We start from the raw sequence: 14,457 nt of genomic DNA, 5'->3' as shown, positions 1-14,457 counted from the left end.
AGAGCATGTCATCTATAAATAAGCAGTCCATACAATTAAGTGCCGAAGTACCGAGTGATTTAGGCGGTCAAAGGCTAGACCAAATCGCCGCGCAGCTCTTTGCGGAGCACTCGCGTTCGCGCCTGACGGCGTGGATAAAAGAGGGCTTGCTGACGGTTGATGGCAAGGTCATTCGTCCGCGCGATATCGTTCACGGCGGCGCCCAGCTTGAGCTAAATGCTGAGCAAGAGGCCCAGGGTGAGTGGATTGCGCAGGACATCGCCCTGGATATCGTTTACGAAGACGATGATATTTTGGTGATCAACAAACCAGCAGGTTTGGTGGTGCATCCGGCTGCGGGGCATTCCGATGGCACCTTGCTGAATGCCTTGTTGCACCATGTTCCAGACATCGTCAATGTGCCGCGCGCCGGGATTGTTCACCGTTTGGATAAAGACACCACCGGCTTGATGGTGGTTGCAAAAAATATCCAGGCGCAGACGCAATTGGTTGATCAGTTGCAAAAACGTACCGTTAGTCGCATTTATGAATGCGTGGTGATTGGTGTTATCACTGCTGGCGGCAAAATTGATGCGCCTATTGGTCGCAGCTCATCGCAGCGCCAGCGTATGACGGTGACAGACGGTGGTAAGCAGGCAATCAGCCATTACCGCGTGCTTGAGCGTTTCCGCTCTCATACCCATGCCCGGGTCAAGCTGGAAACAGGGCGTACTCACCAGATTCGTGTGCATATGAGCCATGTCGGCTTCCCGCTGATCGGTGACCCGGTCTATGCCGGGCGCTTCCGTATTCCGCCAGCGGCGAGCCCAACGCTGGTGCAAAGCCTGAAGGAATTTCCGCGCCAGGCCCTGCATGCACGGTTCCTGGAGTTGGATCATCCGGTGACGGGTAAGCGCATGAAGTGGGAATCAGCGCTGCCAGACGACCTGGTTTGGTTGCTGACCTTGCTGCGTCAAGACCGCGAGGCGTTCGTCGGGTGAAACGCGTTGCTCATGATTGGTTGATTCCTGACTGGCCGGCGCCGGTGCGAGTCAATGCTTGCGTCACCACCCGCAGCGGAGGCATCAGCCCTGAACCCTTTGCCAGCCTTAACCTGGGCCTGCATGTTGATGACGACCCGGTTGCCGTGGCTAAAAATCGCCAGCGCCTGATCAGCCAGGTTGGCTGCCAGCCCGCGTGGCTGAACCAGGTGCACGGTATCGTGGTCGCCGAGGCGGATACCCGTCGAGTGATCGAGGCAGATGCCAGCTGGACACAAGCGCCGGGCGTAGCCTGTGCAGTGATGACTGCCGATTGTTTGCCGGTGTTGTTTTGCGACCGGGCTGGCAGCCGTGTCGCGGCGGCCCATGCCGGTTGGCGCGGGCTGGCCAATGGCGTGCTGGAGGCGACCCTGGATGTGCTCGGCTTCGAGCCTGCGGAAACCCTGGTCTGGCTCGGTCCGGCCATCGGGCCTGACGCCTTTGAAGTTGGCCCGGAAGTGCGTGAGGCGTTCGTCAGCCAGCACCCGCAAGCCGCCGAGGCTTTCGTGCCAAGTCGCAATGCCGGACGCTTTATGGCGGATATCTACCAGCTGGCGCGAATTCGCCTGGCGGCGCGGGGTGTGACCGCGGTCTATGGCGGCGGTTTTTGCACATTCAGCGATCCGCGCTTCTATTCCTACCGCCAGGCATCGCGCACTGGGCGCTTTGCTTCTTTAGTCTGGCTGACTGACTAAAAGCATTTATCGGGCAGACTTGAAAAACGGTCTTGACAGCCTCATCTATTATCCATCTCGGCAGGCTTCCTTGATTAAAAACTAATCAAGTGCTCACTAGCGCGATTTCTATAGCGCGGCCTGCTTTTTAAAGGAAGGATGACGCCATGCGAATAGACCGTTTAACCAGTAAGTTACAACTCGCGCTGTCCGATGCCCAATCTTTGGCCGTCGGCCTTGACCATGCCTCAATCGAGCCGCTGCACCTGATGCAAGCGCTGCTGGATCAGCAGGGTGGTTCGATCAAGCCGCTGTTGATGCAGGTTGGCTTTGATGTCAACAGCTTGCGCCAGGCGCTGAGCAAAGAGCTTGATCATCTCGGTAAGATTCAAAACCCAACCGGCGATGTGAACATGTCGCAGGACTTGGCACGTCTGCTCAACCAGGCTGACCGCCTGTCGCAGCAGAAAGGCGACCAGTTCATCTCCAGTGAGCTGGTGTTATTGGCTGCATTAGACGACAACACCAAGCTTGGCAAGCTGTTGCTGGGTCAGGGCGTGAGCCGGAAGGCGCTGGAAAACGCCGTCAATAACCTGCGTGGCGGCGATGCAGTCAACGACCCCAATATCGAGGAAGCGCGCCAGGCATTGGATAAATACACGGTCGACCTGACCAAGCGTGCCGAAGAAGGCAAGCTTGACCCGGTTATCGGACGTGACGATGAAATTCGCCGAACCATCCAGGTGCTGCAGCGCCGGACGAAAAACAACCCGGTACTCATTGGTGAGCCTGGCGTGGGTAAAACCGCCATTGCCGAAGGTTTGGCGCAGCGCATTATTAATGGCGAAGTGCCGGATGGCCTGAAGGACAAGCGTCTGTTGGCGCTGGATATGGGCGCACTGATTGCTGGTGCCAAGTTCCGTGGTGAGTTCGAGGAGCGCCTCAAGGCGGTGCTTAACGAACTGTCCAAGCAGGAAGGCCGGGTGATCCTGTTTATCGACGAGTTGCACACCATGGTTGGCGCCGGTAAAGCCGAAGGTGCAATGGACGCGGGCAACATGCTCAAGCCGTCCCTGGCCCGTGGCGAGTTGCATTGTGTCGGTGCGACCACGCTCGACGAATATCGCCAGTACATCGAGAAGGATGCCGCCCTTGAACGGCGCTTCCAGAAAGTGCTGGTCGATGAGCCGAGCGAGGAAGATACCATTGCGATCTTGCGCGGTTTGAAAGAGCGCTATGAGGTGCATCACCGTGTCGCCATTACCGATAGCGCGATTATCGCGGCGGCCAAACTCAGCCATCGCTACATTACCGACCGGCAGTTGCCCGACAAGGCCATTGACCTGATCGACGAGGCGGCGAGCCGTATTCGTATGGAGATCGACTCCAAGCCAGAGGTGCTTGATCGCCTTGAGCGGCGCTTGATTCAGCTTAAGGTTGAGCGCGAAGCCCTGAAGAAAGAGGACGATGAGGCAACCCTCAAGCGTTTGGAGAAACTCAAGGACGACATTGCGCGCCTGGAGCGTGAGTACGCTGATCTGGAAGATATCTGGAAGTCGGAAAAAGCCGAGGTCCAGGGCTCTGCGCAGATTCAGCAGAAAATTGAACAGGCACGCCAAGAGCTGGAAACGGCCCGCCGCAAGAGTGATCTTGAGGCCATGGCCAAGCTGCAATACAGCGTGATTCCTGATCTTGAGCGCAGCCTGCAAATGGTCGATCAGCACGGCAAGACCGAGAACCAATTGCTGCGCAGCAAGGTGACCGAGGAGGAAATCGCCGAAGTAGTGTCCAAGTGGACCGGCATTCCAGTGTCGAAAATGCTCGAAGGCGAGCGTGACAAGCTGCTTAAAATGGAAGATCTGCTGCATCAGCGGGTTATCGGCCAGAACGAAGCTGTGGTTGCCGTCGCCAATGCGGTGCGCCGTTCGCGTGCTGGTTTGTCCGACCCGAACCGGCCAAGTGGTTCGTTCCTGTTCCTCGGCCCGACCGGTGTGGGCAAGACCGAATTGTGCAAGGCGCTCGCCGAGTTCTTGTTCGATACCGAAGAAGCCTTGGTGCGCATTGATATGTCCGAGTTCATGGAGAAGCACTCGGTTGCTCGGCTGATTGGTGCGCCGCCAGGTTATGTGGGTTACGAGGAAGGCGGCTACTTGACCGAGGCCGTACGTCGCAAGCCGTACTCGGTGATCCTGCTCGACGAAGTTGAGAAGGCGCACCCGGATGTCTTCAACGTGCTGCTGCAGGTGCTTGAGGATGGGCGCCTGACCGATAGCCATGGCCGTACCGTTGACTTCAAGAATACGGTCGTGGTGATGACCTCGAACCTGGGTTCCGCACAGATTCAGGAGCTGGTGGGAGATCGCGAGGCGCAACACGCTGCGGTGATGGACGCCGTTACGACCCATTTCCGTCCGGAGTTCATCAACCGTATTGATGAGGTTGTAGTGTTTGAACCTCTGGCGCGTGAGCAAATCGCGGGTATCGCCAAGATCCAACTGGGCCGCCTGCATCAGCGTTTGGCTGAACGTGAGTTGAGCCTTGAGTTGAGTGACGAGGCGATGGATAAGCTCATCGCCGTGGGCTACGACCCGGTTTATGGCGCGCGGCCGCTCAAGCGTGCGGTGCAGCGTTGGGTCGAGAACCCATTGGCGCAGCTGATTCTGTCGGGCAAGTTTGCACCGGGAAGCACAGTTACCGGTACTGTTGTCGACGACCAGATCAGCTTCAGCTAAGCCTGAGTCATGACCTTGAAGCCCTGCATTATTGCAGGGCTTTTTTATTGGCCTGGGGATTTTGGTTGACAAGCTTCGCGTTGTCACACCCTGCGCGTGTGATGTAGGGCGGACAGCGCTAGATGAGGCAGGGCGTGTCTTACAGGTGTTTGAGCAGGGTTTCGAGCAATACTGCCTGGTCATCGGCGATATCGATGATATGAAAGCCGGCCCAGCAATGCTGGCCATCCGCACCGGGGCGGCTCCACAGGCAATCCGCACCCAGCTGTACCTCTCCAATCCCCTCAATCAATTGCTCGCTGACAATCCGGCACTCAATAAGCGCATCGACCGCCAGCGGGGTATCGCTAAACAGCATGAATCCTTCGTTGGAAAGGTCTACAACTCGGCCCAAGCGTTGTCCTGAATGTAAGTCGAAGACTTCCAGCTGCAATTCGGTGCTTAGCCGATTGTGCTGACGACGATCCTCCATGTGAGCTCCTTAGGTTGTTTCGGCTGCGCGGCCGGTAAAGCGCTGCAGCACACGATAAATTGAAGACAGCGCCCGGTCGACCAGTGGTACGTTGCGCTCTGCTGGAACGACCCGGGCGAGTCCTTGCTCCATTTCTGTGGCGAGGGTCGCTAAAGGTTTGATCGCAACGCGCTGGCCGCTGTGATCGACAAACATGTAGTTACGGGTTGTCGGGCTAAACCACGAAAGCTTGAGGCGCTGGGTCTGTCCATTGCTGAAAAATTCAAACCAGGTGTCAAAATCGATCTGGCTGAGCTCCTTGGCGATGGCTTGAGCCCGAGATGACAGCCCGGAAACCGATGGTGCCTGGCTGGCCAGCGCTGCATCCTCTCCCAGCATGGCGCCGAGCTGGCTTTCCAGTAGTTGCGGGCTGAGCTTGGCGGCGACCTGGGGTTGGTTGGCCTGCACGGCATGCTGGCAGGTTACCAGGTCCTGGAGCAGGCGACGGATACCGTCCTCGTGATAGCCACCGAGCAGTCGCAGGCCCTTGCTCAAGTCTTCAAGCAGGCTCACTCGTATGCTTTGCAAGCGGCTCGCACCGGCCTCATCAAGCACTGTGCCGCTCCAGGCAAGCTGTTCGGCAATCTCGCAGGAGCGCAGCCATTCTGAGCTTGTATCACCGTGGCGCAGTAGCACGAAGACCAATACATCGGCCCAGGTCAGTTCAAGGAAGTTGCGAATGATCGCGGGAGGCTGGCGATTGCTCAAAGACGCATTGATGACTTCGATGGCTTGCTGGCGAGCGCCGAGAAGTTTGTCGCGGCCCTTGGCGGCCTCTACTGCGCGACGCTCACGCAAGTCCACCTTATGCTTGAGGGTTGCGACGAACTCATTGAATTCCTCGAGTAAATTATCAAATAGCTGCAAATCACCGCTGAAACCATGGATGACACGCTCGACTACCCAATGCATTTTGGCCAGCAGGCCGCGTTCATCACCTTCGCCGCCATAGAGCACGCCGGCCTGCGCCATGCTGTTGAGCAGCTTGCGCGCCGGGTGGTGATGTTGGGTGAACAGGGCTTTATCAAGCAGCGCGACTTTGAGGTAAGGCGTATGCAGGTGGGACAGCGCGGTTTTGCAGTTGTCGGGCAGGTTGTCGTCATCAAGGATGAAGTCAAACAACATGCCGACCAGGTCGATAATATCGGCTTCTTGATCCGAGACTTTCTGCTGTCCCGGCAGTTCGCTGTGTTCTTCGAGTTGGCTTTGCAAGTCGGCTTTCAGGCCATCGACCTGTTGCGGCTGATGCAGGCGCTGGGCAAAGTCATCCGCTGATTGACGTTGCATCCTGTTCAAGGCGTCAATCAGCTCGTTAGCACTGTAGGTCCGGGTGGCCTCGGCCGGGGCAAAACTGCTGATACTGCGTGTATTGCCTTGCAGTGGCGTATTCGGAGCGCGCCGCCGATGCTCGTTGAGCAGTGAGGCCAGGCTGTTAAGTAGCGCCGTGGGATCGCTGGGCAGCGGGGCATCCGCTGCGGGAGGTGGCGCGTAACCATGTTCGACGCTCGACATCCTCCAGCCCGTGCCTGGCTGCGCTGCGCCTGCAGGCTGTTCGGACGAGCCCTGTTCATGCGTCGTTTTGCTGGCAGGATTGCTGTTGCGCGGCGCCGTGTATTTCAGGTTTGGCAGGATGCCGCCCTCGATCAGGCGCTGGTTGAGTCCGTCATAAAGGCTGTCGAGGCTGCTCATGACATGCTGGTCGAACAAGGTGTAGAGAATGACTTTGATGCGCAGTGGAAAAGGGCAGGGTTCAAGGGCTTCACGAAATGCCATGGCGATCATCTGTGGCCCAAACGGATTATTGTCCTCCACCAGCTTTACACCATTGTTAAGCAGTGCAAGTCGCTGTTCCAGGGCAAATAACGGTTGGGCGCAGCGCGCCTTTACCCGGCTCACCATATTGGTTACTTGCAGGCTTTCTTCATACTCTTCGTTCTGGATCAGGCTAAGGGCATCAGCCTTGATCTCGCTGACCGCATCGGCGGGCTTGAGCTTGCCTTCAAGAAATTCAGAAAAGTTATGCGCTATTTTCTGGTGGTACATGCGCTCAATTTGTGGCCGCTGCTTGCGGATCTCGCGCATGTTGTCAAAAAAAAGCGTCTGTACCTGGTTGTTTTCAGCCTTTTCGGCGCACTCGAACAGGGTATCGTCGACCTGGCCGAATACACCGGTCAGGTGCTCCGCCAGCCGGTTCATCACTAATTGCCTGCAATGCTGTACCAGCCCACCAAAGCGCGGTTGAATGCCGCGGCTGGCGAGTGTGCGTCCAGATATTGGGTGAACGTTCGGTGGGCCTGGTTTGCTCATGTACTTTCCTAGCAAAAGTGCTTCTAGCCTTTGCATCCTGCGCTGGCTTTATTAGTAGAAGATATAGCAGGCGTTGGGCGCCGTGCAAAGCATTGTCATAAAAGCAAAAAAGGGGGTTGACAGTACGGCCGTAAACCGTAAAATGGCGCGCCTCAGATACGGGAAAGGACTTGAGTCCAGACGCATATCTGAGGCTTGAAGGTATGTAGTTCCGCGATAGCTCAGTCGGTAGAGCAAATGACTGTTAATCATTGGGTCCCAGGTTCGAGTCCTGGTCGCGGAGCCAAACTTTCAATATCGGGGTATAGCGCAGTCCGGTAGCGCGCCTGCTTTGGGAGCAGGATGTCGGGAGTTCGAATCCCCCTACCCCGACCATTTTTGGGTCGTTAGCTCAGTTGGTAGAGCAGTTGGCTTTTAACCAATTGGTCGTAGGTTCGAATCCCACACGACCCACCATTTTCGCTCTTGCTGTTGATAAGAGTTGAATCTTAGGAACAGAGTCATTCACTCTGTTCCAATTAAAAAAGCGCCGATAAGGCGCTTTTTTTATGCCTGCAATTTGCTGCCGAGCCTGTGTCACATCCAAGTTACTGATATGTACCTTGTAGGGCGGACAGTGCCTTTCTGTCCGCCATTTGCGGTTGTGGATCGCTGGAGGCATTGCCTCGACTCGCTGCTTCGTCAAGCCTCATTCTCCGAAACTACCCTGCTCATGCGTAGGGCTGGCGCACCAGTCTTCGGAGTAAATACCCATTGCAACTGCTCGGTGAAAGCTCGAATAGGGCCAGTCAGCCAGCCTTTGAGCATGCTTATGTTTCAGTGGGTTGTAGTGAATGTAATCGAAATGCAGTTGGTAGTCCCTTGGGTCGCGAATCAAGTGCTCCCAATAACGGCGTTGCCAGATACCGCGTTCTCTGCGGTTGAGTTGGCAGCCTGTTCGTGGTTCGGTTTTCGGCAGGCGTTTGCTGAAGGTCTGTTTAATTACCTTCCAGCGCAGGGCGAACTCGTGGTCGTTCGGTGGCAGTGTCCACATGCAGTGCATGTGCTCGGGCAGCACCACCCAGGCATCGATATGAAATGGGTGACGAGCCCTTGTTGCGCGGACTGTATCGCGCAATAAGTCGATTTCGCGGATCAGCAGATCGCTTTTTCGATCACGCAGATTAACGGTAAAGAAATAAGTAGCACCCCGAACACAGGCGCGGCGGTAATTAGGCACAGCGGCTCAATCTTGAGTGGCTAGGTACCTAAGCCATGGTGGACAAGCTTCGCGTTGTCGCACCCTACCGTTCGGTTGGAGTGCGCTTGCGATGCTGCGTAGGGCGGACAGTGCCTTTCTGTCCGCCACTTGTGCCTATGGTTGTTGGTTCTGTGTGTCGATTAGTGCAGCTTGAGCCTTGGTTCTGTGCTGCGGCCTATGCGGTCGCTGAGCATCAAGAGCGCGGTGCGAAAGAAGCCGTACAGCGCCATTTGGTGCATGCGATAGAGCGATACATAAAACATCCGTGCCAGCCAGCCTTCGAGCATCACGCTGCCGGTCAGGTTGCCCATCAAGTTGCCCACTGCCGAGAAGCTCGACAAGGAAATCAGCGAGCCGTAATCGCGGTACTGGTATTGCGGCAACTCTTTATCCAGGCCCAGCACGCGGATCTTAAGGGTTTTCGCCAGTAGCGATGCCTGTTGGTGGGCGGCTTGAGCGCGTGGTGGCACGTTGCGCCCTTCGGTGCCGGGATGCGGGCAGGCGGCGCAGTCACCAAAAGCGAAGATGTCGTCATCTTCGGTGGTTTGCAGGGTCGGGCGCACCACCAGTTGGTTGATGCGATTGGTCTCCAGGCCAGCGATTTCCTTGAGGAACTTGGGTGCGCGAATGCCGGCTGCCCAGATTTTCAGGCTGGCAGTGATGGTTTCTCCGTTTGCGGTAACCAATGCATCGGCCGTCACTTCGCTGACCGCTGAATTGGTCAGCACCTTGACCCCGAGTTTTTCCAGGGTTTTATGCACTGGCTGGCTGATACGCTCAGGCAGCGCGGGAAGCACGCGCGGTCCCGCCTCAATCAAGGTGATGCGCATGTTTTCCGGCAGTATGCGGTTAAGGCCGTAGGCTGCAAGTTCGTGCGCGGCATGGTGGAGTTCGGCTGCCAGTTCAACACCTGTGGCGCCGGCACCGACAATCGCCACGCTGATCTGCTCGATGTTTTCGCTTTGGCTGGCATGTGCGCGCAGGTAGTGATTCAGCAGTTGGTTGTGAAAGCGCTCTGCCTGCTCACGGGTGTCAAGAAACAAACAGTGTTGCGCAGCGCCCGGTGTGCCGAAGTCATTGGTGGTGCTACCCACTGCGATAACCAGGCTGTCGTAGTGCAGTTCGCGCTGGGGAACCAAAACCTGGCCGTGCTCATCCAGCGTGGCGTCCAGGCGGATTGTCTTGTTGTTGCGATCCAGCCCGGACATGCGCCCGAGTTGAAACTCAAAATGATTCCATTTTGCCTGGGCGACATAGTTCAGCTCGTCGCCTGATGAGTTGAGTGAACCTGCCGCCACTTCGTGCAGCAATGGTTTCCAGATGTGGGTGAGATTGGCGTCGACCAGAATTACTTTGGCTTTACCGCGCTTGCCCAGGGATTTACCCAGGCGGGTAGCAAGCTCCAAGCCGCCGGCGCCACCGCCGACGATCACGATTTGATGGCTCATTTAATAGACTCGCAAGGCTTTGAAAAGAAGAGTTAACACGGGGTAGGGCGAGCGCTAGGCAGCTCATAGCACCAAACTCCCAAGAAATCGGCTGAGGAACCCGAGGGCGATGACTATACACAGCACCACCAATAGCAGGCGCCAGACCTTAAAAGGGCGGCGTTCGACTTGGTGTTGTGGGGCGCTCAGATACTGGTCAACACGTTGTTGGTCGACAGGCTTAAGGCGGCTGGTCATGGAAACCTCGATGGTCGAGTGCATCATGGGCCTGATTATAGAAAAATTCCCAATTGCTTACAGGCTCTTGTGCGTTCAAGCCTAGCGCAATTAACCGGACAGGGCGTAATTGATGTTCAGCTGCTGGCCTGTAACAAGCTGGTGCAGGATTGCCTCTTAGTCCGTATCTGCCAGGGGTTCTACCGTCAAGCTGTCGCCGCAACGAATGATGCCACTTTGCAGCACTCTGGCGGTAATGCCGCCGTGGCCCCTCATCGCCTGGAATGTGCCTAACCCAAGCCGTTCTTCCAGGCGTGCGCAGGGTTGGCACCAACCTGTGGTTTCGAACACCGCTTGCCCGATTCTGAAGCGTCGGCCCTTGAGGCTGAATAGGTTGATACCGCTGATTGCGATATTGCGGCGCAGGTCTTCGGCGCGAATCGGGTTGTCTGCGTGGCGATTCAATAATGCGCTTACGACCGCGAGGTGTTCCCACTGGATAAAGGTGACTTGGCGAGCATTGCGCGGGCCAGGGCGGCTGTGATCGCCGGTCAGGCCTTCATCGCGTCGCGCTTCCACGGCATCGAGCATGATCATTGGCGCGCGCGATGCGGGGCGTACACCAATCCAGCGTACCTGACCCTGTTGCGGAACTGCTGCGAGTAATGCTTTGAGCGGGCTCATTGAATGGTCCGAGTTTGATTTGTGAGTGGTGGACAAGTTTCGCGTTGTCGCACCCTGCGAAGGGCGATTCATTGGGGCGGACAAGGGTGTTTTATCTGCGAAATACTGACTGCGATTATTGGCAGATATTACGTTTACAGGCTCATGCCTGCATCGAAAATGACGCTGCGACCAAGGTTGTTGCGTAAAAAGTCGGGCGCATCGGCGTGAGCAAAAATCACCCGGGCGAAGGTCGGGGCAACCACCGAAAGCGAGCGCCAGCCTTGACGAAGGAAGTCGGTGGGCGGCGGGAAGTGGCTGTTGAAATCAAGTATCGAGCGTTTCAGGTTGATGTAGGCGACTAGATCCAGTTCGCCAAGATCAAGGTTGCGTTCACGGTAGTTGTGGGCTTTTTTGCTCAGTGTGGGGGCAAGGTGGGCGAGCAGATCCTTGGCCGGGATGCGTTTGGGCTTGGCCTCGCGTCGGACCAGCTGGCTCAGGGAGAATGCCCGCCGACGGCGTTCGAGTTCGGCCCGCCACTCATCATTGAGGCGGCGACCTTCATCGAGCACAAAGAACACCTCGAAATTGGCCTCGCGAAATAATACATCGGGCGGTTCATTACCGGGCGCATTGAACTCTTCAAGCCTGTGGCGCAGGTTGAACGCTTGCAGCAAGCGGTGGCAAACCCAGCGCTCACGCTCCCATTTACGTGCATTCGACAGGAATGTATTGGCTTGCTCGGCATGGTCGGTGAGCAGGCGCAGGTAGTCAGAATCATCCATCTACTTAGCTTAGCTCTATTGTTTGGCCACGCGTGACGATCAGCTGGCGGTTTAGAGCCTTTGGTCAGCGGTGTAGACTGTCGCTCATCTGTCCTGGCTGAGGTGTGGCGAGATGATTGGTGCCGAGTTACTCACGACCACTAGCACGCTGGCAGGCTGGCTGTTGTATGCGCCCGTCGTGCTCTGGGCGATTTGGCGTGCGCCCTGGGTGGCGCTGATCAGCGACCTGCGCCGCCAGCATCTGGTGTTTGCCACGGCTTTGGCGTTGTTTTTGTTATGGCTGGTGCGGCGAGATTTCGAGTCGGGCCTGTCCTATCACTTTATCGGCATGACAGCTGTGACCTTGCTGCTCGACTGGCCGCTGGCGGTGCTGGTTGGCCTGCTGGCGCAACTTGGGTTGCTGGCGTTGGGGCTGCAGGACTTTTCGGCGCTTGGTGTAAACGGTGTGTTGTTGGTGGCGCTGCCGGTGCTGGTGACCGAGTTGTGTGCGCTACGTGTCGAGCGCGAGCAACCGGAAAACTTGTTCGTGTATATCTTCTTTTGCGGCTTTTTCCCGGCGGCGTTGGCGACCTTGCTGGTCATACTCTCGGCATTTGGTCTGTTGTGGCTGGATGGCGTGTTCGAGATGCCGCCCTGGATTGAAGACTACATCGGCTATTTATGGTTGGTGATATTTCCAGAGGCCTTTATCAATGGTTTGGTGGTGAGTGCGCTGGTGGTGTTCTATCCGGACTGGCTGGAAACCTTCAATCGCAGCCGCTATTTGTCTGCGCCCTGGAAAAACGACAAGCAACCACCCGATTCGTAAGGGAACCTCTGAAAAACTACTGCGCTAGATATTACGGCGTTAAAAAACTGCTCAAAATGCTCATTTAGGCCACTAAACTCCGCTTTTTCGCAGTTTTTTGCCTTGTACTATCGTCGCTCGCTACCTTTTTCAGAGGTTCCATAGGGTGGATGACGCTTTTTTCATCCACCATTTACACTGGCCGATTTGTTTGTTGATCGGGTTAGGGTGGGCAAACTTCGCGTTGCCCACCCTACGAAGGGTATGGAGCCCTTTGTCAGTGGGTGCGCGGCGGGATTTCCTCGGAAAACACATCGTCTTCCAGTTCATTACCGGGTATCGCATGCTCCTCGGATGCCCAGGCGCCCAGGTCGATCAGCTTGCAACGTTCCGAGCAAAACGGCCGGCTAGGGCTTTGTGGGCCCCATTCAACAGGTGCTGCGCAAGTCGGGCAGGCGACGAGTGTGGGTGTGGTCATGGTTGGCCCCTATTTAGAGTCAGGTAAAAAGTATGCAGGCGTTCAACTTCGCTGCGCAGCCAAATGAGATCGCGGTCGTTTACCAGTACGTCATCGGCTATTTGCAAGCGCTGCTGGCGTGTAGCCTGGGCGTTAAGAATCGCCTGCACCTGTTCGAGTGAAGTATTGTCGCGCATCAGCGTGCGTTCAATCTGCAGCGTTTCGGGTGCGTCGATCACCAGTACGCGCTGGGTCAATGCGTGCTGGCCGGTTTCCACCAGCAAGGGAGTGACCAGAATTGCATAAGGCGAGGTTGCCTGGGCCAGATACTGGATGATCTCTTGATTGATCAGCGGGTGCAGTAAGGCTTCGAGCCAGCGTCGCTGTTCGGCATCCTGAAAAATCAGCTTGCGCAGCGCTGCGCGATCAAGCTGGCCATCCGCTTGCAGGATAGCTTCGCCAAAGTGCTCGGTTATCTGGCGTAGGGCAGGGCGACCAGGCTCAACCACCCAGCGCGCCGCCTGGTCGGCATCCACCAGATGCACGCCAAGGTCGATAAAGCATTGCGCAACCGCGCTTTTACCGCTGCCGATGCCGCCGGTGAGGCCCAAAATCCAAGGTTTCATGCGCGTGCAGTGGCTCTAATCAATCAAACAGACTGCAGATTGTAGAGCAGGGGGCTTGTTGCTGGCGACCCGGAAGATGAGATGCATGATGAGCGCATGGCCAGTGCGCTCGATCGAGCTATTTCATGCCGGCAAATTGCAGGTAGGTTGAAGTGATCTGCTCGCCCCAGATCAGGGCTATCCAGCCCGCGATAGCCAGGTAAGGACCAAAGGGGATTGGTGTGCTGGTTTCGGCATTGCGCATGCGCAACATGATCACGCCAAGGACTGCGCCAACCAGAGACGACAGCAAGATTGTCAGCGGCAGGATCTGCCAGCCCCCCCAGGCGCCTAGCATGGCCAGTAACTTGAAGTCGCCATAACCCATGCCTTCCTTGCCCGTGACCAGCTTGAACAGCCAAAACACCGTCCACAGGCTCAGGTATCCGGCAACCGCACCCCAGAGTGCATCGCCAAGGCTGGTAAACAGGCCAAAGTAGTTGGTGATCAAGCCGAGCCAGAGCAGCGGCAGCACCAGTACATCGGGTAGCAATTGGTGGTCGGCATCAATCAGGCTCATTGCCAGCAAGCCCCATGTGAGCAAGAGCATCAAGCCGGTTTGCCAGGTAAAGCCAAAGTGCCAGGCAATAAAGAATGACAGCGCCCCGCAGGCCAGCTCAACCAAGGGGTAGCGCTTGCTGATCGGGGTTTTGCAACTGGAGCATTTGCCACGCAGTGCCAGGTAGCTGACGACCGGGATGTTCTCCCAAGGGCGAATCTCATGCTTGCACGAAGGGCATGCTGAATTGGGCAGAAACAGGTTGAAGCTTTGTTTAGGGGCTTCGGCAGGCAACTCCAATGCTTCACGCGCCTGGGCCTGCCAATCGCGCTGCATCATGATGGGCAGGCGATACACCACAACATTCAGAAAACTGCCAACCAGCAAGCCGATAACCAGCACGCATAAAGAAAAGGCCAGCGCAGAGCTGGCCAGAAAGTCGAGTGTTTGCATG

General features: G+C 56.6%; 14 protein-coding genes and 3 tRNA genes. 7 read left to right on the top strand and 10 right to left on the bottom strand.

Translation table 11 applies throughout. The annotated features are described in order from the left end of the window. Nucleotides 1–5 precede the first annotated feature (5 nt). From rluD to clpB, 3 genes are all read left to right on the top strand, one after another. Nucleotides 6–980, top strand: a complete 975-nt coding sequence (gene rluD / locus CHB79_RS09250; protein WP_029529662.1) for a 23S rRNA pseudouridine(1911/1915/1917) synthase RluD — start codon at nt 6–8, stop codon at nt 978–980. Next, on the top strand, nt 977–1,714 hold the full coding sequence (gene pgeF, locus CHB79_RS09245) for a peptidoglycan editing factor PgeF (RefSeq protein ID WP_089359656.1): 738 nt from the start codon (nt 977–979) through the stop codon (nt 1,712–1,714). Before rluD ends, pgeF begins: the two co-directional genes overlap by 4 nt. 146 nt (nt 1,715–1,860) lie before the next feature. Beyond that, nucleotides 1,861–4,425: an ATP-dependent chaperone ClpB gene (gene clpB / locus CHB79_RS09240; protein ID WP_089359655.1), complete on the top strand. Its 2,565-nt coding sequence runs from the start codon at nt 1,861–1,863 to the stop codon at nt 4,423–4,425. A gap of 139 nt (nt 4,426–4,564) precedes the next feature. Here the strand turns inward: clpB and CHB79_RS09235 are convergent, their stop codons facing one another. Together CHB79_RS09235 and CHB79_RS09230 are read right to left on the bottom strand one after the other, a co-directional pair. Further along, entirely contained in the window at nt 4,565–4,897 is a 333-nt protein-coding gene (locus tag CHB79_RS09235) for a PilZ domain-containing protein (RefSeq protein ID WP_089359654.1), read from the bottom strand. 9 nt (nt 4,898–4,906) lie between these two features. Further along, nucleotides 4,907–7,243, bottom strand: a complete 2,337-nt coding sequence (locus tag CHB79_RS09230; protein WP_089359653.1) for a DUF1631 domain-containing protein — start codon at nt 7,241–7,243, stop codon at nt 4,907–4,909. Nucleotides 7,244–7,453: 210 nt separating this feature from the next. Between CHB79_RS09230 and CHB79_RS09225 the strand changes: the two genes are divergently transcribed. From CHB79_RS09225 to CHB79_RS09215, 3 genes are all read left to right on the top strand, one after another. Further along, nucleotides 7,454–7,529: transfer RNA gene (locus CHB79_RS09225), tRNA-Asn, on the top strand. 12 nt (nt 7,530–7,541) lie between these two features. After that, a tRNA-Pro gene (locus tag CHB79_RS09220) sits at nt 7,542–7,618 on the top strand. 5 nt (nt 7,619–7,623) lie between these two features. Next, nucleotides 7,624–7,699: transfer RNA gene (locus CHB79_RS09215), tRNA-Lys, on the top strand. A 232-nt stretch (nt 7,700–7,931) separates the two neighbouring features. Here CHB79_RS09215 and CHB79_RS09210 read toward each other — a convergent pair. The 5 genes from CHB79_RS09210 to CHB79_RS09190 form a co-directional block, all read right to left on the bottom strand. Continuing rightward, nucleotides 7,932–8,462, bottom strand: coding sequence for an REP-associated tyrosine transposase (locus CHB79_RS09210; RefSeq protein ID WP_089359652.1), 531 nt, complete (start codon nt 8,460–8,462; stop codon nt 7,932–7,934). A gap of 161 nt (nt 8,463–8,623) precedes the next feature. Continuing rightward, on the bottom strand, nt 8,624–9,931 hold the full coding sequence (locus tag CHB79_RS09205; protein WP_089359651.1) for an NAD(P)/FAD-dependent oxidoreductase: 1,308 nt from the start codon (nt 9,929–9,931) through the stop codon (nt 8,624–8,626). 63 nt (nt 9,932–9,994) lie between these two features. After that, complete coding sequence (locus tag CHB79_RS09200; protein WP_010489710.1) at nt 9,995–10,168, bottom strand: DUF3094 family protein; 174 nt, start codon at nt 10,166–10,168, stop codon at nt 9,995–9,997. Between the two features lie 156 nt (nt 10,169–10,324). Further along, on the bottom strand, nt 10,325–10,831 hold the full coding sequence (locus CHB79_RS09195; protein WP_089359650.1) for an MOSC domain-containing protein: 507 nt from the start codon (nt 10,829–10,831) through the stop codon (nt 10,325–10,327). Between the two features lie 134 nt (nt 10,832–10,965). Beyond that, the gene (locus CHB79_RS09190) at nt 10,966–11,595 is read right to left on the bottom strand and encodes a DUF1780 domain-containing protein (RefSeq protein WP_010489713.1); all 630 of its coding nucleotides are present in this window, start codon (nt 11,593–11,595) and stop codon (nt 10,966–10,968) included. Nucleotides 11,596–11,707: 112 nt separating this feature from the next. On the opposite strand from CHB79_RS09190, the gene CHB79_RS09185 reads away from it, so the two are divergent. Further along, nucleotides 11,708–12,403 carry an energy-coupling factor ABC transporter permease gene (locus CHB79_RS09185; protein WP_089359649.1) on the top strand — a complete coding sequence of 232 codons (696 nt, stop codon included), beginning with the start codon at nt 11,708–11,710 and terminating at the stop codon, nt 12,401–12,403. Between the two features lie 256 nt (nt 12,404–12,659). Here CHB79_RS09185 and yacG read toward each other — a convergent pair whose 3' ends face one another. The 3 genes from yacG to CHB79_RS09170 form a co-directional block, all read right to left on the bottom strand. Further along, on the bottom strand, nt 12,660–12,860 hold the full coding sequence (gene yacG, locus CHB79_RS09180; protein WP_010489719.1) for a DNA gyrase inhibitor YacG: 201 nt from the start codon (nt 12,858–12,860) through the stop codon (nt 12,660–12,662). Then, nucleotides 12,857–13,465, bottom strand: coding sequence for a dephospho-CoA kinase (gene coaE, locus CHB79_RS09175; protein ID WP_010489721.1), 609 nt, complete (start codon nt 13,463–13,465; stop codon nt 12,857–12,859). The genes yacG and coaE overlap by 4 nt, the downstream gene beginning before the upstream one ends. Nucleotides 13,466–13,583: 118 nt before the next feature. Next, a complete protein-coding gene (locus CHB79_RS09170) occupies nt 13,584–14,456 on the bottom strand; it encodes a prepilin peptidase (protein WP_089359648.1) in 873 nt (290 codons plus the stop codon). Nucleotide 14,457 lies beyond the last annotated feature (1 nt).

Origin of the sequence: Pseudomonas segetis (genome assembly GCF_900188155.1) — a bacterium.
Classification (GTDB): domain Bacteria; phylum Pseudomonadota; class Gammaproteobacteria; order Pseudomonadales; family Pseudomonadaceae; genus Aquipseudomonas; species Aquipseudomonas segetis.
The sequence above is the reverse complement of the archived record's forward strand: the minus strand, read 5'-3'. Positions and strand labels throughout refer to the sequence as shown.